Raw genomic sequence first — 19,030 nt, 5'->3', positions numbered from 1 at the left:
CGTGCGATCTGACAACAAGCCAATTAGTCGCCGTTCATATCGATCATGCCGAGCCGCTCGGCGATCGAAACGAGCTCGGCAAGCGAATGAACCTGCATCTTCTCCATCACCTGGTGGCGATGGGCCTTCACGGTGCGCTCGGTGGTGCCGAGCTGATACGCGATCTGCTTGTTGATCCGGCCGCGGACGATGAGGTCGAACACCTGCCGCTCGCGTTGCGTTAGGGTGGCAAGATGCGCGCGGAACACGTCGAGCCTGCTGCGCAGCGCGCGCGCCGCGTACTGGCGCGCCATCGCGCGCTCGATCGCGTCGATGAGCTGCTCGGACGATATCGGCTTGGTCAGGAAGTCTTCCGCACCGGCCTTGATCGCGCGCACCGTGGTCGGCGTATCCGCGTGCCCCGTCAGGAAGATGATCGGCAATGTCGAGCCTTGCGCGATCAGACGCGTTTGCAGGTCCGGCCCGCTCAGCCCCGGAATGCGCACGTCGAGCAGGATGCATCCCGGCTGATCGTCATTCGGCGAGGCATCGAGCAGGTCGAGCGCGGAGGCGTAGGTCGCAACGTCATAGCCGGCAAGCTTCAGCCGGCGTTCGATCGCCGTGCGGAAAGAATTGTCGTCATCGACCACATGAACCAGTCCGGGCACCCTTTGCCTCTCGTCAGAGCCAAGTCAGGAAGATCAAAGTTTCCTCATCCCGGAGGATGTCGTCAAACGGTGTGGAAATCAAAGCATTCGCCTCGCATTTGACACTTCTCATTCGGCGCAACGAACGCCCCCTGTCGCCCTTTGGTACATTGACCCTTTGGACAATGGAATGAAATACGGCCTTGGTCGAAAATCAACTTCGGCGGGAGTGGGATAGCGCGGCGCATTTCCCGCAGTGAAGTCTTTGTGTCTGACAGACCAATTCGGCGATGAGCCCGAGGAGTTGGCCTATGTTTGCTCGCACCACAGGGGATGCCGCGCTGCGCCCCAATTCCCTCCGAGACCTCGGCATGACCAGCGCTTCAACTGCGCTCGTCAGTTTAAGCGAGTTTTCCTACAGAAAAGGCACCGAGATCTACGGCGAGAAAGAGCCCGCCGAGTACGTGTACCAGGTCAAATCCGGTGCAGTGCGAAGCTACAAGCTGCTGTCGGACGGCCGCCGGCAGATCGGCGCCTTTCACCTTGGCGGCGACATCTTCGGCCTGGAAAACGGCAACGAGCACCGGTTCACGACGGAAGCGATCGTCGATACCACCGTGCGTCTGGTCAGGCGACAGAGCCTGGAAACGGTGGCCGAGAGCGACGCCATGGTCGCCAGGAACCTGCTCAGCATGACCACGACCAATCTCCAGCACGCCGAAGACCACATGCTGCTGCTGGGGCGCAAGACCTCGCTGGAGCGGGTTGCGGCGTTCCTGCTCGAGATGGACAAGCGGCTGACCGCGGCAGGCGTCATGGCGCTGCCGATGTCGCGGCGCGATATCGCCGATTATCTCGGCCTGACGTTGGAGACCGTATCGCGCGCCTTGTCGCGGCTGCACGAGCTCGGCGTCCTCGGCTTCATCGGCAACACCCAGCGGCAGATCGTGCTGCTCGACCGGCCGAAGCTCGCCGGCCTCGACTTGCAACATTAGCCGGCGATCCTGACCGGCAGCTATTGGACCGCGCGCGGCACGCCGTCCAATATCGATCGCGCGACCTCGCTTACGCCGGTGAGGATGATCTGCACGCCGATGCACAGCAGCAGGAATGCTGACAGTTTCGTCACCACGCTGGTGCCCTCCTCGCCGAACAGACGCGCCATTGCGCTCGATTTCCGATAGGCGTGGTAGATTGCCGCAGTCACGGCGAAGGCCACCACAAGCGACACGATCGAGGATTCGAACATCGCGTCGAGGCTGCTGGTCCGGCTGATCCCGATCGCAATGGCCGTCGCGATCGTGCCGGGTCCGGTCGTCAGCGGAATTGTGAGTGGAAAGAACGCCATCCGCTTCATGGTTGCGAGATTGGACGATGAGGTTTCGTGAGGTCCGGCGGGACCCGCCGGTGCATGCAGCATGGACCAGCCGGTCGCCGCGACGACGAGGCCGCCGGCAATCCGCAGCGCCGGGATGGTCACACCGAAGAAATTGAGGATCTGGCTGCCGAGAAACAGCGACACCAGCAGGACAATGAAGGCGTAACCGGCAACCCGCAGCGCAAGGCTCGCGCGCTCCTCTTCGGACAGCCCTCGCGTCTTGTCCAGGTAGATGAAGGCGAGGCCATAGGGATTGATGATCGCGAACAGCGCACCGAAGCCGAACAGGAAATCGGCAACAAGCCCCGATGAGGCGATATCACGCATGCTGCGCCCGCTCCCCTCTTCGACCTATTGCCATGTGAATCCGGCAGCTTTGGACCCGGCGAGATGGTCGAGTGTCTTGCGCAGAACCTCGAACAGTACGGCCGCCGACCAGCCGAACAACAGCACACCGTTCATCGCCGTGAGCGGACCGATCAGCCGCCACTGCTGCACCGGCGTGATGTCGCCATAGCCGAGCGTGGTGTAATTGACGAAAGCAAAATAGAGCAGATCGCTGCCGGCAGCGGCGACCTGGACGATATGATACATCCAGGCCCACACGAAGAGCTCCAGCAAGTGCGCGACCATCAAGGCCGTCGCCGTCGCCATCATCACGCCCATCAGGTGAGACCTTGGCCACTCGGTCTTTCGCAGCCCGGCGCTCCGCGCGATCCAGACGGCGACGACCGTCACCAGCGCATGAATGCCGATATTGATCACGCTGACCAACGTGCCGACGAGGAACTGAAGCAGCATAAGGACCGACCAGCTTCTTTCTGCCTTTTGGAGCGAACCCTCCCCTCGGAGGGCTCCCGTTTGACAACAAGGCTTCAAATCACGGGGTGACGCACGTCCGTCGCGCGTTCGGTGCGGATCCAGGCGGCCGCGAGTTCCCAGGCGACCGCGAGGATGATCGGCCCGATGAAGAGACCGATGATCCCGTGTGCCAGCGTTCCACCGATCACACCGACAAGGATCACAAGCGTCGGCGTGGTCAGCCCGCGCCCCATCACCAGCGGCTTCAGGATGTTGTCGAGCAGACCGACGACGACGAAGAACATCGTGAACAGCAGTGCAATCGTCACGTCCTTGTCCATCCAGATCCAGATGACGACGGGAAAGAGCACGATGCCGCCGCCGAGCTGTACGATCGACAGCAGCAGGACGACGACCGCGAGCAGACCCGCGCTCGGAATGGCGGCGAGCTTGAATCCGATGCCGGCCAGCAAGGCCTGGATGATCGCAACCCCGATCACACCCTGCGACACAGCACGTATGGTCGCCCCCGCAAGTTCGAGAAAATGCTCGCCCTGCTCCGGCACGACGCGGAGCAGGAAGCCGCGGACCGCGCCGACGAGCTGCGGCCCGTATGGAAACAGGAAGCCGGCGACGAGCAGCGACAGCAGGAACTGGAGCGTGCCGACGCCCGCGCTGCCGACGAGTGACAGCATGATCCCGGCCACCGGTTTCAGATACGGCGTGATCTCGCGCAAAACCGCACGAATGTTGGTGTAGGCCAGATTCCAGAGATCGTGGAGCTGCGGGCCGACCAGCGGCCAGCTCTTGATCTGCTCGGGCGCGGCCTGCAGCACGAGATCGCCGGTGCCGATCTGGCCCGCGAGATCCCGGATGCCCTCGACGGCGCTGACGCCGAGCCAGGCCGCCGGTCCAATGACGATTCCGAGCGTGATCAGGGTCAGGATGGTGGCCGCGGTCCGCGGGCGACCGCCGAGGCATTTGGCCAACCAGCTGAAGGCCGGGTAGAACGCCACCGCCAGCACCGCGCTCCAGGTCAGGATCGGCACGAACGGCTTGATGATCAGGAAGGTCCAAATGATCAGCAGCGCAAGCAGTCCAAGCCGGATCACGAGCTGGACGACGTCGTCGGTGGACAGCAGCTGGCGAAGTGTCTTCACGGCCTGTTGCCCCAATCTCCAGGCATGCCCGCACAGCCTAACGACCGGCCTCGCACCGCGTGCTTGATCCAGATCAAGCCTGCGTTATCGCCTCCGGGCCCGATCGGCCGCAGCGTCCGTTAATCATTGCAAAGACCGGCCTGGCGCGCCACGACCGGGCATTCGCGGCATTTAACACTTCGGTAACGATACAAATCTGCTTCATTCGCGTTAATGCAGTTTGCAACCCGCCGGTGTCTCGCTTGTCGCACCCCTGCTATAAGAGCGCGAGATCCGGCACGATCGACTTTTCCGGACTATCCGGTTTCCGTGGTCACGCATGAATAAGCCCAGCAGTACATTCGATATCACCGTCGAGGAGGCTTTCGACTTCCTGTCTCCGGACTACGCGGCGCTGTTCAACAGCTCCGCCGCGACTGCGTTTCAGCACCCGCTCTGGCTCGACAGCCTCTATGCCAAGCTTGCCTCCCACGCAGGCGCAACGCCGCTGGTCGTCGTGGTGCGCCGGCGCGCGAGCGGCGCGCTGGCGATGGTGCTCCCCCTGCTGCGGATCCGGCGCGGTCCCCTTCGCACCATCGAGTTCGCCGATCTGCGCGTGTCCGACTATCTGGCGCCGGTCTGCAGTCCCGAGGTGTTCGCCAGCCTGTTGGAGGACGAAGCGGCCTGCGCGGAGATCCGGCGCCTCGTTCGCCCGTTCGACCTGCTTCGCATGACCAAGCTGCCCGACGGGCGGCTTCCGATCGAAAGCCTGCTGGGCGCCCCGCGCCGGGTATCGATGGAGACGAACGCCTACGCGACCGTTCTCGTCGCCCCGTTCGAGCAATGGCGCACCAGCGCGCTGGATCGCTCCTATCAGAAGGAGCTCGCCAAGAAATCGCGCCAGCTCCAGAAGAAGGGAGCGCTGAGCTTCTATGCCTGCGACGACAGCGCTTCGATCGCCGAGGCGATGGACGCGATGAAGCAATATCGGGGCCCGCGGTTTCAGGCCCAGGGCGACGGAGATCTGCTCCAGCGCCCCGAATATTACGGCTTCTATTCCGACATCGCGGCCCGCGGTCTCGGCGCGTTCGTCCGGCTCTATGCCATGAAGATGGATGGCAACGTGATCGCCGCCGTACTCGGGCTGTGCCATCGCGGCAGCTTCCTCGTCATCATGAGCGCCTTCGACATTGCCGGGTACAAGAGCCAGTCGCTGGGCTCGCTGATGTTCGAGCAGGTCGCGCGCGATTGCATCGAGCGCGGCGACCAGATGCTCGACTTCACCATTGGCGACGAGCCCTACAAGAAATTGTTCGGTGGCCAGCCTTCACCGATGTGGATGGTGTCGCAGGCCGGCAGCACCGCAGGCGCTGTCAGTCTGCTCGCGCTGAGGCAGGCGCCCTGGCTCAAGCTGGCAGCCAAGCGTCTTTCGGATTTCAGGCTGCTGCCGGCGCGCACGCCGACGCCGACGGGCTGACCGGAGCGTCAGAGAAGGCGCCGAATTCAGGCCCGCAGCGCGCCGCGAACGCGCCCGAGCCAGCCCGGGTGCATCTGATCGACGCGGTGCGTGAGGCTGCGCCGCAGGAAATGCAGGCGGCGCCGTACATCCCATCCGAGATCGTCGCGCGACGTCAGGGCCTGGCGGAAGTGCGCCATTTTCAGCGAACGCTGGTCGGCCGCGAGCTTGTCGGGATCGGAATAGAACTGCGCGATCTTCTCCGCGCTCATGCCCGGCGTTGCGAGCCAGCGCGGCGCATATTCGGTGCAGAGACGATCGACGTCCACCAGCAGACGGGCGACGCCCGTGCCGGCCGCGGGACAGTTGGTCTGAAACGCATCGCCGATGAGGACCAGTCCGGGCTGAAGGTGTCCCTCCACCACGGTCAGGTCCATCACCCAGTTCTGCACCTTGTCGGTCACGTGGAAGTCGCCGAGATAGGACCGCAAACCCGGTAATAGGCGCAGGACGGTCGCTTCCGGCTCACGGCGCAGCTCGCGCATGATCGGATCGGCCGGGTCGCGGAACATGAAGAGATTGGCCCGCATGCCCGCGGGCGCGGGAAACAGGCTGAGATAATCGATGCCGTCAGCCGTGCGTTCGCCATAGCAAGTCAGCGCCTCGAAATCGAAGGGCGCACTGTCCTTGCGGGCGATCGTGAAGCCGAACGATACCGAATGGCGCTCCGCCAGAACGCGCCGCTTGATGCCGAGCTTGTAGCCGAGAGCCCCGGCCATGCCTGTGGCCAGAACGACGAGACGCGCGTCGAGGCGCCGTCCGGAGGCAAGCTCGAGATGCTGGATATCGTCACTGGTGCCGATTGCGATGACGTCGTCGACGATCAGATGGGAGGGATCGGGCAATTGGCTGCGCGCCATCGCGACGAGATTGGCATAGGAAAACCCGTAAGCCTGGCCGACGCTGACATCGACGACCTTGCTTTCCCTGATATTGAGCACCCGGTCATACCGGCAGGCGACGTTCTCGAGTGCGTGCAGAAAGCCCAGCTTGCGGAACATCTCGAGCTGCTGGCCGCCGAGCTTCTCGACCCGGAATTCGTCGGGATGGACCGCCCGCTTGTCGACGAGCGCGACGCGATGCCCTGCCCGCGCCAGCACGGCGGCAGCGAGCGATCCCGCAAGGCCGCCGCCGACGATCGCAATGTCCACAGCGATCGGCGCAGTCACGGTTTTATCCGTCGTCATGGTTTCGAGCTCCCACGGTTAACGGTGGTTCCAAGTACAGTTCCAGAAGAGCAATTCCCTCGCCTGATGTCGCATCAACCGGCCAAACGCGATCATTTCCGGGGATTGAGGTTAATGAACCCGGCTGCGCATCCGTCCCGGCACGCGCCTTGCTCAGAACAGCCTCAAAATACCGCTCTCTCGGCAGATCGACGTTCGAACTCACTCCTGAGGGGCCAGCCGGTGCTCGACCAGCCGCCACCAGCTGGCTGCCGGCGCGGCATCGCGCCGGCGTTCGATTGAACCAATGTCTGCCCGATCTGGCACATCGGGAACGCAATTGTTCCACGATGACGCAGCGGTGTACGACCTTCGTCGACCACGGACGGTGGGATCAATCGAGCGCGCATTAACACTCGCCATTTTCCGGCATGCTAGGCTCGCGCCGCATTTGTAACGCGTATCTTCGGGGGACGCCCCGTACGGTTGATGATCGATTCCATTGTTCAGTTTCTGCGGCGTGACGTCACGCGCGGTGTGGTCGGGACCATCCTTCTCAAGGTTGGCAGCGGCGCGCTGGCGTTTGCGGTGTTCTCGCTGGCGGCACGAACGATGTCGCCCGATGGATTCGGAATCTTCGCGACCTGGCTTTCGATCGCCCAGATCGCAGCGGTGGTCGGACTGGTCGGACAGGAATCGCTGCTGGTGCGGTTCCTGAACGAGTATCAGGTCGAGGACCGGCCTGATCTCACCAAAGGTGTGCTGCTCTCCAGCCTCAAGATTTCCTCCGTCGCGATGCTGATCGCGATCGCCGCGGTCGCGGCGGTCGCGCATCTGCGGGGCGACTGGTGGCTGCTGATCCTCTCGGTGTCGGCCTACACGGCTGTCAGCGCCGGACTGATGCTCGGCAGCCAGATCGCGCGCTCGCTGGTCAGCATTCTCATGGGCGAAGGAAACCGCGAATTCTTCTGGCGCGTTTTCGTCGTCGTGTTCCTGCTCGCCATGCTGTTCGGCCACCGGCAGCTCGATCCCGCCGAGTTGATCGCTGCGATGACGATTGCGATGTCTGTGGGCCTCGTCGCACAGATCATTTCGATTGCGCGGGCACTGCCGGATCTGCGCGCGACGGCTGCGAATTCCGAGGTATCGCGTTGGCGATCGAGCGCGCTGCATTTCTGGCTCGCATCGATCCTCGAAGTCGCGAACCAGTATTTCGACGTCATTCTGGTTTACTGGATGATGGATCCGACGACGGCCGGCATCTACTTTGCCGCCTCGCGCCTCGCCAACATCTTCGCGATGCTGTCCGCCGCGCTGTACACGTTCGGCGCGCGCCGGCTTCCCTCGCTGTATTTCAGCAAGAACCACGAGGAGTTCGAGCGGACGTTGCGGCTCATGGCCGAGGTGACCGCGCTTTGCGTGGTCGCCGGGCTCGCCTTGATCTGGATCGGCGGCCCCTATCTCCTCAACCTGTTCGGGCCGCATTTCACCGCGCAGCATTCGGTGCTGATCGTGCTCGCGATCGGAACGGCCATCCAGGCCGCGGGCGGTCCTTCAGCAGCGATCCTCCAGCTCACCGGCCACGAGCGCATCTACGTGCCCGTCGTTGCCGCGAACGTCGCGCTGCGGCTGGTCGGCTTCCTTGTTCTGATCCCCTGGCTCGGCGTGCTCGGCGCGGCGATTGCGGCCACCATTTCGCTGGCCCTCACGACCATCGCGCTCAATATTTTGTGTCGCCGGCGAACCGGGGTCGACCCCTCGATTCTCGTGCTCCTGCGCCTCTCTGCGTGGAAGCGCGGCCGCCTTGCGGTTCGCAACGCCGATCCCGCCGAATAGGCGTCCATCGCGTTGTCCTCTTGGTCCATCCGCGCCCTGCGCGAATCCCCATTGGTTAACGCGTGCGCCACCGACCGTCCGGAACCAGCAGAATTCCTGCTTGAACGAGGTTGTCGCCGGGCCGCGCATTAACTCCGTTTGTTTCTAGTCGGTGTCTGCCCGGCGCCTGCATGATAGGTACGGGGTTAAGAAGGTGAAGAATTCGTTTCTTTTTAACGGGTCGGGATCCGTGCTCCACTACCAGCCGAACAGGGAATTGGGCGAGACGGCGCTTGCGACGCTGGACGGCAGCGAGCGAAAGCTGCACGTGCTTCTCGTCCAGACCCAGGCCGAGAACGCGGGCGCGCAGGAGATCTCCCGGCTGCTCGGCGCCGGCCTCTCCGCGCGCGGTCATCGCGTCTCCAACCTGTTCTTCTTCCGCAAGTCCGATTCGTTCGAAGAGCCGCCCGAGACGTTCTATTGCGCCTCGCGCCGGCCCGGCAATCCGGTTGCGCTGCTGCGGATGCTGTGGACGCTCGGCGGTCACATCAGGACCATACGGCCTGACGCCGTGCTGACGTTCCAGCACTTCGGCAACGTGATCGGCGCGGGCGTGACACGCCTCGTCAGCCGCGCGCCTGTCGTCGCCAACCAGGTTTCATCCGCACTGTCGATGAGCTGGCCCGTGCGCACCGCCGACATTCTCATGGGCAGCACCGGCTTCTTCGACCGCATCACGCTGAACTCGAAGGACATGGAGCGCGAGTATTCGCGCTACCCGCAGGCCTACCGGTCGCGCATGGTCCACGTCCCGCACGGTTTCGAGGACAAGGCGCTCATCCTGCCGAAGGACGCCGCGCGACAGAAATTCAACCTGCCGGCGGACCGCATCCTGCTCGGCTGCGCGGCGCGGCTGCATCCGCACAAGCGGCTCGATGCGGCGATCCGCCTGCTGCCGGATGAGCCGTCCTGGCACCTTGCGCTCGCCGGCCAGGGCGCCGACGAAGCGCGATTGCGGCAGCTCGCGGGCGAGTTGCAGGTGTCGGACCGATTGCATCTGCTCGGCGAAATCGCTCCGCGGCAGATCGCGGATTTTCTCGCCTGCCTCGACATCTTCGTATTTCCGACCCAGGCCGAAACTTTCGGCCTTGCCGCGGTCGAGGCCGCCAATGCCGGCGTTCCCTCCGTCGTCACGGATCTTCCCGTGCTGCGCGAGGTGCTCTCCTTCGAGGGCAAGCCCACGGCGCTCTTTGTCGACGCTTCAGATCACGCGAAGCTGTCGGCGGCCGTCTCCCAACTCCTGACCGACCAAGCACTGAGCGACGAACTACAACAAAATGCCCGAGGCCTGAGGTTGCGCTATTCGGTCGATGCGATGGTTGAGGAATACGTCAAGATCCTCGGCCAGCTCATCTGACCCGATGCGCCGGAATAGGTTGGCTCGACATGATCATCGAGTTTCGCTGCGAAGCTGACTATGCGCGACGGTGGATGCACCGTCAGACGCTGTCGATCGACGACCGGGACGTCCCGGTGCAGATCGCGTGGCGTGCGACGGCGGAGCCGCGGCCCGCAGGTCTCGACGCCCTGTTCTCCCTGGAGCGCCTGGTGTTGCACAAGGGCAAGTCAACCGGCGCCGACAGGCTGAACGCCATCCCGGAACAGACGCACACCGGGACCGCCGACGTGGTCGTCGATTTCACCGGCGCAGCGCGCGACCCGAACGATGCTGCACGGCTGTATCTCCGCCCGCTGTTCAATGGATCCAAAGGCGAGAACGCCGTGCTCGCCGCCGTTCTCGCCGGCGACCTGCCCGTCATCGAGATCGTCAACGAGGTCGACGGCACGGTGCTCGATCGCGGCCATCCCTCGGCGGAAATCGCCGCCGGTTTGAGCGGTGGGCTCGAAACGGTCATGGCGCGAACCCTGACCATGCTGGCGGCCATCCTGTCGGAACGGCCGCGCCTCGTGCCGGAGCTGGCGCGCCCTGCCCTTGTCGGCAACGGCAAACATCCTGCGGCCTATGTCATGCGCGGCCTTGCCGTATCGATCGCCAAGGAGATCTATCGCCTGTGCTGCTACGCGCCGCATTGGCACGTCGGATGGCGCTTCAACGACGGCGCGGGTGTCTGGCAGACCGGAGATCTCTCCGGAGCCAAATGGAATATTCTGGGCGATCCCGGAAACCATTTTTACGCCGATCCTTTCCCGATCATTTGGCAGGGGCGAACATTCGTCTTCTTCGAAGACCTCGACCACCGCGTCGGAAAGGGCATCATCTCGGCGATCGAGTTCGGTGACACCGGGCCGGTCGGCGATGTCGTGCCGGTGCTGGAGGAGCCCTGGCATCTCTCCTATCCCTTCCTGATTGAGCACGACAGCGAGCTCTGGATGATCCCGGAGAGCTCGCTGAACGGCGACGTCGCGCTCTACAAATGCGTGCGCTTTCCGGACAGATGGGAAAGGCATGCGACGCTGCTATCGGGCCTTGAAATCGCCGATGCCACGATCACGCAGCACAACGGGTTGAACTATCTGTTCGGCGCCTGGCGCGACGGCACCGGCGGCTATTCGGATTCGCTGGCGATCTATTATTCCGAGCACCTGCTCGGCCCCTGGCTGCCCCATGCCAGCAATCCGGTCCTGATCGATCGGGCGACCACACGACCGGCGGGGAATTTCGTCACCCTCGACGGCAAATTGTGGCGACCGGTGCAGGATTGCGCCGATGGATATGGCGCTGCGCTCGCACTGGCGGAGATCGTCGAGCTGTCGCCGACGACGTTCAAACAGACCATCCGCCACCGACTCAAGCCCGGACCGGCGTGGCCCGGCAGGAAATTGCACACGCTGAACCGCTACGGCCGGCTTGAAGTGATTGACGGATCGCGCGTTCAACCCAAGACCCGCGCGTTCGCCAGTCAGTTTGCATCTCCCATTTTGCCTTCACGGACCAGTCCATCGACCGCCTGCTGAACCGTCGCCGGCTGTTTGCCGGCGACGGTCCAAACAGATCAGCAGCCGCGGCAGATGATCAGTTTCTTGTCGACCTCCGCATCCATGCGCCGTAGCTCAAAATCGACCGGCGACGTTGGCGCAGTCGGCGACAAGTCGATTTGACGCGGCTGCCGGTGACCGATAGGTGCCAGAGACCGTTCGGCCGATGCGATGTCGATGGTGGAAGCGGTCCTGCGGCCACCAGTGCCCGCCATGGTTCCGTTTGGGAGGGCGCAGCACAGAATCACGGCAGCGACGACGGCTAGACCAGATCGGTTGAGCATCATCCTTCTCCTATCGCGCTCAGTTTGGGTCGCCCTTGGGCGAGCAACCCGACGCAATGGATAGAACGGACGAACTACACGACGGCTTCGCGCACGCGATATTGCGTTACCGGTGAAACGGGCGAGACCTATTCGGCAATGTCCCTACCCTGCGGCTGCAATCCGCTTGATCCGTTTCCCGGCCGCCACCACCGCAAGACACCGCGACAGTGCCGCGGCGAGTTCGGCCGACAACAGCGGATGATGGACGAGCTCGGTCACGCCCGCCGTCGCGAGCAAGGGCGCGGCGAACTGATGCACCGAGGGACTTGCCAGAATGATCGGCAGACACGGCGCAGCATCGTGCAGCAAATACGCGAGATCGAGCGACGAGCCTCCCGGCACGTGACACACCAGCGCCACGTCGAAGCGCGTTCGTGCGGCACGGCAGGCGGCCTCGGCTTCAGCCAGCACCGAGAATCCGACCGGTTCGTAACCGAGGGCAGCGAGGATTTCCTCGTAACGCAACAGTCGCTTGCGATCCGCCTCCAACACCAAAACGGTTTCCCCCGTGCCGCGAAGCGCGAGCGACGGCGCGTGGTCCACCGAGATCGGCTCGTCGGCCAATCCGCACGGCAGCCAGATGTCGAACCGTGTTCCGGCACCAGGCTTGCTGCGAACCGTTACGGCGCCGCCATGCTGCTCGACGATCTCCCGCACCGTCGCGAGCCCGAGACCATTGCCTTCCGAGCGCGTCGTGAAGAACGGTTCGAAGACCTGCTCCAGCGTTGCGTCGTCCATGCCCGGTCCCGGGTCGGAGACCGAGATGACGGCGAAGCGGCCGCGCCGCAGCTCGGTTCGTCCGATCGACAATGGATGGATGACGTCCCGTTCGGTGATCTGGAGATCGATGAAGCCGGGATCTTCCATCGCCTGCGCGGCGTTGTTGCAGAGATTGAGAATGACCTGCTGCAATTGCGCCGGCTCGCCGGACACAGTGATGGTTTCGGCACGCTGGCTGACCATGAGCTTCACATGCGAGGGCAAGGATGCGGCGAGCAGCGCCTTGGTTTCCTCGATGAGCGTCCTGATGCAGATGCGTTCCTGCGCGCCCTGGCTGCGGCGGCCGAAGGTCAAGATCTGACCGACGAGCTCACGCGCCCGCTCGCCGGCACGACGAATCTCCGCGAGACTCGTCGCCGACCGGCTCCCCGACTTCAACCCGGTATCAGCGATCTCGACATAGCCGAGGATCGCGCCGACGATATTGTTGAAGTTGTGGGCGATACCACTGGCGAACGTGCCGATCGTCTCCATCCTCCGCGCCTGTTGCAGGCTCGCCTGCAGCCTCTCCTTTTCCTGTTCGAGAACCACGCGTCCCACGGCATTGCGGATCGCATCGAACGCCGTCCGGAACAGCGCAAACTCGGCCCATTTGCTCAACGCATTGGCCTCGACCGCGTCGAAGCCGAGAATCGCCGCGCGTCCATGTCCGGACAGAGCCTTGATGCACAGCCAGCCGCGAACACCGGCTTCGTCCAGCAGGTGCGCCAGATCCTCGGGATGCGACGGCCGGACCTTGGGAATGTAGACGATGGCATCCTCGCCATCGTCGAACCGTTGAGCCAGATCGAGCGCCCGGTTCGGCCAGGTCTGGTCAAAGCGTACGCCTTCGCGGGCCCACCGGTAGACGTTGTCCGCCGGGGCTGCGGACCACGCGAAATACGCCCTGTCGGCGCCGATAAAGCCGGCAAGCTCCGCGAGCGCGCTCTCGACATGGCCGCGAAGGCCGTCGCGATGCGACTCGATGAAGCGCATCGAGATATTGGCAATCACATGCTCGAAGGCGGCGCGGCGGCGCAGCGCCTTGGCCCGCGCGCGCAGCAGCAGGCCGAAATACACGAGAGCACCGAGCAACAGCAGCGACGTCAGATATTGCAGCAGGCGGTTCTTGCGCGCCGCCACGCGGGCGGCGAGCTGGCGCTTGACGATCAGCGCATGGACTGCATCCTGCTCGCGGTTGCTGGCCTCGGCGACCAGCGCCTTCAGAATGACATCGACGTCAGGCAGCAGATCATGCAGCAGCTGGCCGTGGGCAACGGCCGCATGCAGCAGGTCATTGTCCTCCGACGTGATCTGGAGCCGCGCGAGATTGTCGAGCCGGGACTGCAACTCGCCGGCCGTCGTATCCGACGTATCGAGCGTCAGCTGCAGCATGGCGGCCGCCAGCGCCGAGACGTCAGCCACCAGCGGCCGGTCGTCCGAGGAAGACAGACGAGCACTGAACAGGCTGAAATAGGTGAAAGAGTTGCGCAGCAGCGCGTTCTTGCTCTTGAACTGTTCGACCAGTTCCTCCTGACGGGCGGCACGCGTGGCCAGCACCTGGATCGCGGCAATCTGCTCCCGGTCCGTGCCGGCGGCCTCGCGAAGCCGTTCCAGCGCCGCATCGTAGGCGTCCACCATCGCGACGAGAGCGTCGTAGTTCCGTGACAGGCCGGCGCGTGACGTCAACACCTCGCGACTCATGCCGCGCTCGTAGCGGGTGAAGTCCGACAGCGCCTGCGTTTGACGATCGTAGCGGTCCGAATTCAGATTCAGTCCGTTCAGCGCGAGCCAGGTCAACAGCGCGAGCAGGAATGCCACGCCGACCGTCGCGGGGGCGATCTTCATGGCTCACCTCCGACTTGAGATCCTCGATACTGTCCGGTCAGGCTGTGGAGGAAGGCAACGATGGCCTTCACCTGAGGATCGGTCAGCGTCGTGTTCAATTGTGCCTGCCCCATCTTGCGCACCGCGTCGTCGAGTGTCGGCGCGCTGCCGTCATGAAAATAAGGAGGGGTCGCCGCGACATTGCGCAGGCTCGGCACACGCAGAATGGCCGGATCCGGCGAGGCGAGAGGATGAAATATGCCGTGACGCTGAAACAGATTTCCGCCGATATTCACGCCCTGATGGCACGAGACGCAGCCCAGGGATTTGAACTGGCGATATCCTTCCAATTCCTCGGGGCTCAGCGCTTTGGCCTCTCCCGCGAGCCAGCGGTCGAACCTGCTGCCCGGCGTCACCAGCGTCTTTTCAAAATTGACAATGGCGTCGACGACATTCTCGGCATCCGCGCCGCGGCCATAGGCGGCGAAGAAGCCACCGCGCATGGCGGGATCGCGGTTGAGCTTCTGCGCGATCGTGTCCAGATCGCTGCCCATGATCCTCGGATTGATGAGCGACGCCGTGACGTCTGCGTTCACGTTGCGATATTTTCCTTCCCAGCTGAAACGAAAATTATGTGTCGCGTTGAAGACGGTCAGCGTGTTGAGCGGCAGCTCCGCGCCGTTCAGGTCGACGTCGCGCCGCTTCGTACTGGCGCCGTTCGTGCGGATGTCGTGGCACGAGGTGCAGCTTCTCGCATTGTCGCGCGACAGGCGGGTGTCGCCGAACAGCCGCTCGCCAAGCTTGACCTTTCGCGGATCAAGCGCGGGCGCGGGCGGCATGGGCGTGATCGGCTCGTCGATACCGCTCGAGGCTGACGAGACCGGGGGCGCCAATTGCGGCGGCGCCTCGGAGGGCTGAAGGCCGCTCAGCACCAAAACACTGATCGCGACGAAAGGTCGTCGACGCAACAATCTACGCAAGTAACGGGTCAGCGCAAATCCGGACACTGCTCATCAGCTAGGCGTCATCGCACATTTCAGCAATATATCGCCCCGGCCTAAATCGCCCGGGACCTTCAAGTCTTCTTGATCGATGCGGCGGCGTCTCACCGCCGCATCGATCGATCGTCTCGTCCAGCCATACGCGATCCGTCCGGCCCCGAGGCCGCGCGAGATGAGGATGCGGGCGACGGCGTGATAGAAGTCGAATCCGGCGATTGCAAAGAAGATGGTGTCAGCAATCACGGCAGTACCTCACCATCCGCTCGATATCCGCCCGGCCCTGGATGCCGAGATCGCGCAAAGTCCGGTCGTCGTATTCGGCAAGGGCCCTGACGGCCTTTCTGATCTCCTGTTCTCTCCGCCAATGCGTCCAAAACGCTCCGACTTTCTCACCGAAACCGGCCAGCCAGTCTCCGCCGTCACGCGCGGGTTGGCCTGTCCACGCAGCGAGACCGGGTGCGATGACGTTCGAGCCGTCCAGGCTTCGAGCGCCTCGCTGCCCGTGCGCCATCGCAGGCTGCCGGCTGTCTGCAAGGCTCGCCTGGTGCGCATTTGCAGGGAGCGAGGCTTCATCGAGAGAGAAGACCGCGTTCGGATACATCGATGCGCCATAGAGCGCAAAGCCCTCCGTGAAGAACGCGAGCGCCGTCCACCACCAGCCGGTGGCCGGCTGATCCATGTCGGTCACCGGCAACACCGTATACGCCGGTCTCTCCGGAAACGCGGCAGGGGCACGTGTGCCGCCGCGATCGGTCGACGAATCGAGACCGCGCGCGATACCGGCGATCCGCGCAAAGGACGGCCGGACCATCGGGTTCACGTTTGAAGGGAGCTGCTGTTCCAGCATCGCAAGATTCTCCTGCACCATGTTTGCAGGAGTGATCCTGAAGCTCCCCTGTTACGTGACCATCACCGTCGCACCGGAAAGGGTTACAACCGCAGCTTGGCGCCGCCAATTTTTCACCATCGCAGGTGCCTCTAGAACGGTTCTACCGGAAGCGTGAAGACGTAACCAACGCCGCGCTCGGTCTGGATGATGCGCGGCGCGCTCGGATCGGTCTCCAGCTTGCGCCGCAGCCGCAGCACCTGAACATCGATGCTCCGGTCGAAGATGTCTTCATGCACGCGGGTCGCCTGAAGCAGATGCTCGCGGGTCAGCGGGCGTTGCGGTGCCTCGAGAAAGGCCAGCAACAGCGCATATTCACCCTTGCTCAAGGGGACCTGCGCATTGTTTGCGTCGAGCAGCCTGCGGCCGCGGCGTTCGAGTTTCCAGCCGTTGAAGCGGTAGCCGCCGCGTTCGGGATCACGCGCACGCGCGGCGCGTCCCATCTCCTGACGCCGCAGCACGGCGCGAACGCGCGCCAGGAGCTCCCTCAGGCTGAAGGGCTTGATGATGTAGTCGTCGGCGCCGAGCTCGAGACCGACGATGCGGTCGATTTCATCGGGCCTGTGCCCGGTCGTGATGATGACGGGCACATCGGACTGCGCCCGGATCTCCCTGAGCATATCGAGCCCATCGTCCTGACCGAGGCGCAGATCGAGAATGATCAGGCTGGGCTGCGCTCCTTCCAGATGTCGATGCAGTTCGGCCCGATTGGATGCGGCCTTGCTCGGTACGTTGTGTTCTTCCAGATATTTGATCACCATCTGCCGTAGGGTGGAGTCGTCATCGACGACGATGATATGGCCGACGTCTGCCAACATATTTGATCTCTCAAACTTGCCCCAAGCCAATCGAGCTTGCCGCGCAATGTCGTGATTTGGACAGGCAATGAACTGCTTGCTCCGGCTGAAGCGGAAAATCAGGCACTATATCCGCCGGCGGCGATACCGGCCGTCCAAAACGAACGACCTCTTGCCGACGACGCATCTTGATATGTACCAGCGACGAACAAACACGTTCGCGGGGTGTAGCCGCAAACTGGGTCATTTTCCCGTCGTATTCCGCGGACTCTCCTAGACGTGATGACTTGTGATCCTGTCAACTTACTACTTTAGAGGAAGTGACGCCTCAAAGGCTCGACACAGGCTTTTCAGATCGCACGCCTATCGGATCGTGAGTCCCGCTTGCATGAATTTCCCGATTCCCAAAACGTATCAAGCGGGGACTACAATTGTAACATTGCGCGAGAGCCGAGCTGGCGGCGTCTCGACAAAGCCACGATGCATTGCCGCCGTAACCGTTTCGCAGCCGCGACGAAGTTCTCCCGTAACGCCGTTCCGACATTTCTCCTCTGCTCATCGGCCGGCATCAGACCGCCGATCGACAACAGAGGATCGACTCCATGAAAGTTCTCTTCGCTTCGACGCCCGCGACCGGCCATCTCAATCCGATGCTGGCAATCGCCAACATCCTCATTGCCGACGGCCATGAGATCGCCTTCCTGACAGGGACGGTGTTTCGCGGCCGCGTCGAGGCCAGCGGCGCGCGATTTTTCCCGCTTCCCAAGGGCGCGGATTTCGACCTCCGGGATATTCTCTCGGTGGTCCCGGAGCTGAAGACCATCGCGCCAGGACCGGAATGGCTGCGCGTGGCCTGCGAACGCATTTTCGTCGATGCCATCCCGGCGCAGAACCAGGGACTGCACGAAGCGCTCGAGCACTTCCAGGCCGACATCGTTGTCGGTGACGACATGATCTTCGGCATCCTGCCGATGCTGCTCGGCCCGCGCGAGGCACGGCCGCCGGTCGTACTGTGCGGGACGTCGTTCCTGCATTGGGCGCGCGACGACGGCGCGCCGAACTTCGTCGGCCTGCCGCCGGCGGCCACGGAGGAGCAACGCCAGCAATACGCCGTCATCGCGGACGAGTACGACGCGAATGTCGACCAGCCCGTGCTACGCAGCCTGAACAAGGTGCTGAAGTCGTTCGGCGTCCGGCCCGTGACGATCCCGCTCTTCCATTCCGTCATCGAATTGGCCGATGCCTATCTGCAGCTCTCGGTGCCGAGCTTCGAATTTCCGCGGCGGTTTCCGTCTACGGTCCATTTCGTCGGCACGCCGCCGATCATTCGTGACCAGGTCCCGCTGCCGCCATGGGCGGACGAGCTCGACGGTTCGCGCAAGGTGGTGCTGGTGACGCAAGGCACCGTGGCCAATCACAATTTCGGTCTGCTGGTCGAACCGACGCTCAAGGCGCTCGCCAACGAGACCGACGTGCTGGTGGTCGCGACGGCCGGCGGTCGCCCGGTTGACGCGGTGCCCGGCCCGATCCCGTCCAATGCGCGGATCGCCAGCTATCTTCCGTTCGAATGGCTGCTGCCGCGCGTCGACGTGCTCGTCACCAATGGCGGTTATGGCAGCGTCAACCAGGCGATGAGCTTCGGCATTCCGCTGGTCACGGCGGGCATGACGGAGGACAAGGCCGACGTCAATGCGCGGGTGGCGTGGTCCGGCGTCGGCGTCAATCTGGCGACCAACGAGCCGACGCCCGAAGCGCTGCGCGAAGCGGTGCGCACCGTGCTGGATCGTCCGGCCTACCGCATGCGCGCCTCGCGAATGGCCGACGAGTTCGCCAGCATCGGCACCCGGTCGGCGGTCCTCCGGATCATCAAGCGCCTGGTCGGCGAGGACGGGTCGCGGCAAACCGGCGCGACGGAGACGGGCCGGAGGTCGGCGCATCGCCAGGTGAGCTGATGAACGATCTGACCTGAGCTGACGCGATCCGACCCCGCCTCGGG

16 protein-coding genes are annotated in these 19,030 nt (G+C 63.6%); 6 read left to right on the top strand and 10 right to left on the bottom strand.

Going from position 1 to position 19,030, the window contains the following annotated elements:
• Positions 1 to 23: 23 nt before the first annotated feature.
• Entirely contained in the window at positions 24 to 647 is a 624-nt protein-coding gene (locus AB7532_RS12880; RefSeq protein WP_441235160.1) for a response regulator transcription factor, read from the bottom strand.
• A 290-nt stretch (positions 648 to 937) separates the two neighbouring features.
• Between AB7532_RS12880 and AB7532_RS12875 the strand changes: the two genes are divergently transcribed.
• Positions 938 to 1,621, top strand: coding sequence for a helix-turn-helix domain-containing protein (locus AB7532_RS12875; protein ID WP_441235159.1), 684 nt, complete (start codon positions 938 to 940; stop codon positions 1,619 to 1,621).
• A gap of 20 nt (positions 1,622 to 1,641) precedes the next feature.
• Here the strand turns inward: AB7532_RS12875 and AB7532_RS12870 are convergent, their stop codons facing one another.
• The 3 genes from AB7532_RS12870 to AB7532_RS12860 form a co-directional block, all read right to left on the bottom strand.
• A complete protein-coding gene (locus tag AB7532_RS12870; protein ID WP_441235158.1) occupies positions 1,642 to 2,331 on the bottom strand; it encodes a MarC family protein in 690 nt (229 codons plus the stop codon).
• 24 nt (positions 2,332 to 2,355) lie between these two features.
• Positions 2,356 to 2,805, bottom strand: a complete 450-nt coding sequence (locus AB7532_RS12865) for a potassium channel family protein (protein ID WP_441235157.1) — start codon at positions 2,803 to 2,805, stop codon at positions 2,356 to 2,358.
• A 74-nt stretch (positions 2,806 to 2,879) separates the two neighbouring features.
• Positions 2,880 to 3,965, bottom strand: coding sequence for an AI-2E family transporter (locus AB7532_RS12860; RefSeq protein WP_441235156.1), 1,086 nt, complete (start codon positions 3,963 to 3,965; stop codon positions 2,880 to 2,882).
• 319 nt (positions 3,966 to 4,284) lie between these two features.
• Between AB7532_RS12860 and AB7532_RS12855 the strand changes: the two genes are divergently transcribed.
• Positions 4,285 to 5,421 (top strand): GNAT family N-acetyltransferase, encoded by a 1,137-nt coding sequence (locus tag AB7532_RS12855; RefSeq protein WP_441235155.1) that lies wholly within the window; start codon positions 4,285 to 4,287, stop codon positions 5,419 to 5,421.
• Positions 5,422 to 5,447: 26 nt separating this feature from the next.
• On the opposite strand, the gene AB7532_RS12850 is transcribed toward AB7532_RS12855, so the two are convergent.
• Positions 5,448 to 6,647 (bottom strand): FAD-dependent oxidoreductase, encoded by a 1,200-nt coding sequence (locus AB7532_RS12850; protein WP_441235154.1) that lies wholly within the window; start codon positions 6,645 to 6,647, stop codon positions 5,448 to 5,450.
• A 468-nt stretch (positions 6,648 to 7,115) separates the two neighbouring features.
• On the opposite strand from AB7532_RS12850, the gene AB7532_RS12845 reads away from it, so the two are divergent.
• The 3 genes from AB7532_RS12845 (at position 7,116) to AB7532_RS12835 (ending at position 11,417) form a co-directional block, all read left to right on the top strand.
• Positions 7,116 to 8,462: a lipopolysaccharide biosynthesis protein gene (locus tag AB7532_RS12845; RefSeq protein WP_441235153.1), complete on the top strand. Its 1,347-nt coding sequence runs from the start codon at positions 7,116 to 7,118 to the stop codon at positions 8,460 to 8,462.
• A gap of 229 nt (positions 8,463 to 8,691) precedes the next feature.
• Positions 8,692 to 9,858 carry a glycosyltransferase family 4 protein gene (locus AB7532_RS12840; RefSeq protein ID WP_441235152.1) on the top strand — a complete coding sequence of 389 codons (1,167 nt, stop codon included), beginning with the start codon at positions 8,692 to 8,694 and terminating at the stop codon, positions 9,856 to 9,858.
• Positions 9,859 to 9,887: 29 nt separating this feature from the next.
• Positions 9,888 to 11,417, top strand: a complete 1,530-nt coding sequence (locus tag AB7532_RS12835) for a glucosamine inositolphosphorylceramide transferase family protein (protein ID WP_441235151.1) — start codon at positions 9,888 to 9,890, stop codon at positions 11,415 to 11,417.
• Positions 11,418 to 11,866: 449 nt separating this feature from the next.
• On the opposite strand, the gene AB7532_RS12830 is transcribed toward AB7532_RS12835, so the two are convergent.
• The 5 genes from AB7532_RS12830 to AB7532_RS12810 form a co-directional block, all read right to left on the bottom strand.
• Positions 11,867 to 14,371 carry a two-component system VirA-like sensor kinase gene (locus tag AB7532_RS12830; RefSeq protein WP_441235150.1) on the bottom strand — a complete coding sequence of 835 codons (2,505 nt, stop codon included), beginning with the start codon at positions 14,369 to 14,371 and terminating at the stop codon, positions 11,867 to 11,869.
• A complete protein-coding gene (locus tag AB7532_RS12825; RefSeq protein WP_441235149.1) occupies positions 14,368 to 15,357 on the bottom strand; it encodes a cytochrome-c peroxidase in 990 nt (329 codons plus the stop codon). The genes AB7532_RS12830 and AB7532_RS12825 overlap by 4 nt, the downstream gene beginning before the upstream one ends.
• A gap of 6 nt (positions 15,358 to 15,363) precedes the next feature.
• Positions 15,364 to 15,594 (bottom strand): hypothetical protein, encoded by a 231-nt coding sequence (locus AB7532_RS12820; protein ID WP_441235148.1) that lies wholly within the window; start codon positions 15,592 to 15,594, stop codon positions 15,364 to 15,366.
• Positions 15,584 to 16,198 carry a DUF1127 domain-containing protein gene (locus AB7532_RS12815; protein ID WP_441235147.1) on the bottom strand — a complete coding sequence of 205 codons (615 nt, stop codon included), beginning with the start codon at positions 16,196 to 16,198 and terminating at the stop codon, positions 15,584 to 15,586. Before AB7532_RS12815 ends, AB7532_RS12820 begins: the two co-directional genes overlap by 11 nt.
• A gap of 131 nt (positions 16,199 to 16,329) precedes the next feature.
• Complete coding sequence (locus AB7532_RS12810; RefSeq protein WP_441235146.1) at positions 16,330 to 17,055, bottom strand: response regulator; 726 nt, start codon at positions 17,053 to 17,055, stop codon at positions 16,330 to 16,332.
• A 581-nt stretch (positions 17,056 to 17,636) separates the two neighbouring features.
• Here AB7532_RS12810 and AB7532_RS12805 point away from each other — a divergent pair.
• Positions 17,637 to 18,986 carry a glycosyltransferase gene (locus AB7532_RS12805; protein ID WP_441235145.1) on the top strand — a complete coding sequence of 450 codons (1,350 nt, stop codon included), beginning with the start codon at positions 17,637 to 17,639 and terminating at the stop codon, positions 18,984 to 18,986.
• The last annotated feature ends 44 nt before the right edge of the window (positions 18,987 to 19,030 follow it).

Origin of the sequence: Bradyrhizobium sp. 930_D9_N1_4, assembly GCF_052076015.1 — a bacterium.
GTDB lineage: Bacteria > Pseudomonadota > Alphaproteobacteria > Rhizobiales > Xanthobacteraceae > Bradyrhizobium.
The sequence above is the reverse complement of the archived record's forward strand: the minus strand, read 5'-3'. Positions and strand labels throughout refer to the sequence as shown.

Bases quoted from the DNA above. Each gene is read 5' to 3' on its own strand.
- AB7532_RS12875 (WP_441235159.1), top strand. From the start codon at position 938: ATGTTTGCTCGCACCACAGGGGATGCCGCGCTGCGCCCCAATTCCCTC.
- AB7532_RS12870 (WP_441235158.1), bottom strand. From the start codon at position 2,331: ATGCGTGATATCGCCTCATCGGGGCTTGTTGCCGATTTCCTGTTCGGC.
- AB7532_RS12865 (WP_441235157.1), bottom strand. From the start codon at position 2,805: ATGCTGCTTCAGTTCCTCGTCGGCACGTTGGTCAGCGTGATCAATATC.
- AB7532_RS12855 (WP_441235155.1), top strand. From the start codon at position 4,285: ATGAATAAGCCCAGCAGTACATTCGATATCACCGTCGAGGAGGCTTTC.
- AB7532_RS12850 (WP_441235154.1), bottom strand. From the start codon at position 6,647: ATGACGACGGATAAAACCGTGACTGCGCCGATCGCTGTGGACATTGCG.
- AB7532_RS12845 (WP_441235153.1), top strand. From the start codon at position 7,116: ATGATCGATTCCATTGTTCAGTTTCTGCGGCGTGACGTCACGCGCGGT.
- AB7532_RS12835 (WP_441235151.1), top strand. From the start codon at position 9,888: ATGATCATCGAGTTTCGCTGCGAAGCTGACTATGCGCGACGGTGGATG.
- AB7532_RS12830 (WP_441235150.1), bottom strand. From the start codon at position 14,371: ATGAAGATCGCCCCCGCGACGGTCGGCGTGGCATTCCTGCTCGCGCTG.
- AB7532_RS12815 (WP_441235147.1), bottom strand. From the start codon at position 16,198: ATGCTGGAACAGCAGCTCCCTTCAAACGTGAACCCGATGGTCCGGCCG.
- AB7532_RS12810 (WP_441235146.1), bottom strand. From the start codon at position 17,055: ATGTTGGCAGACGTCGGCCATATCATCGTCGTCGATGACGACTCCACC.
- AB7532_RS12805 (WP_441235145.1), top strand. From the start codon at position 17,637: ATGAAAGTTCTCTTCGCTTCGACGCCCGCGACCGGCCATCTCAATCCG.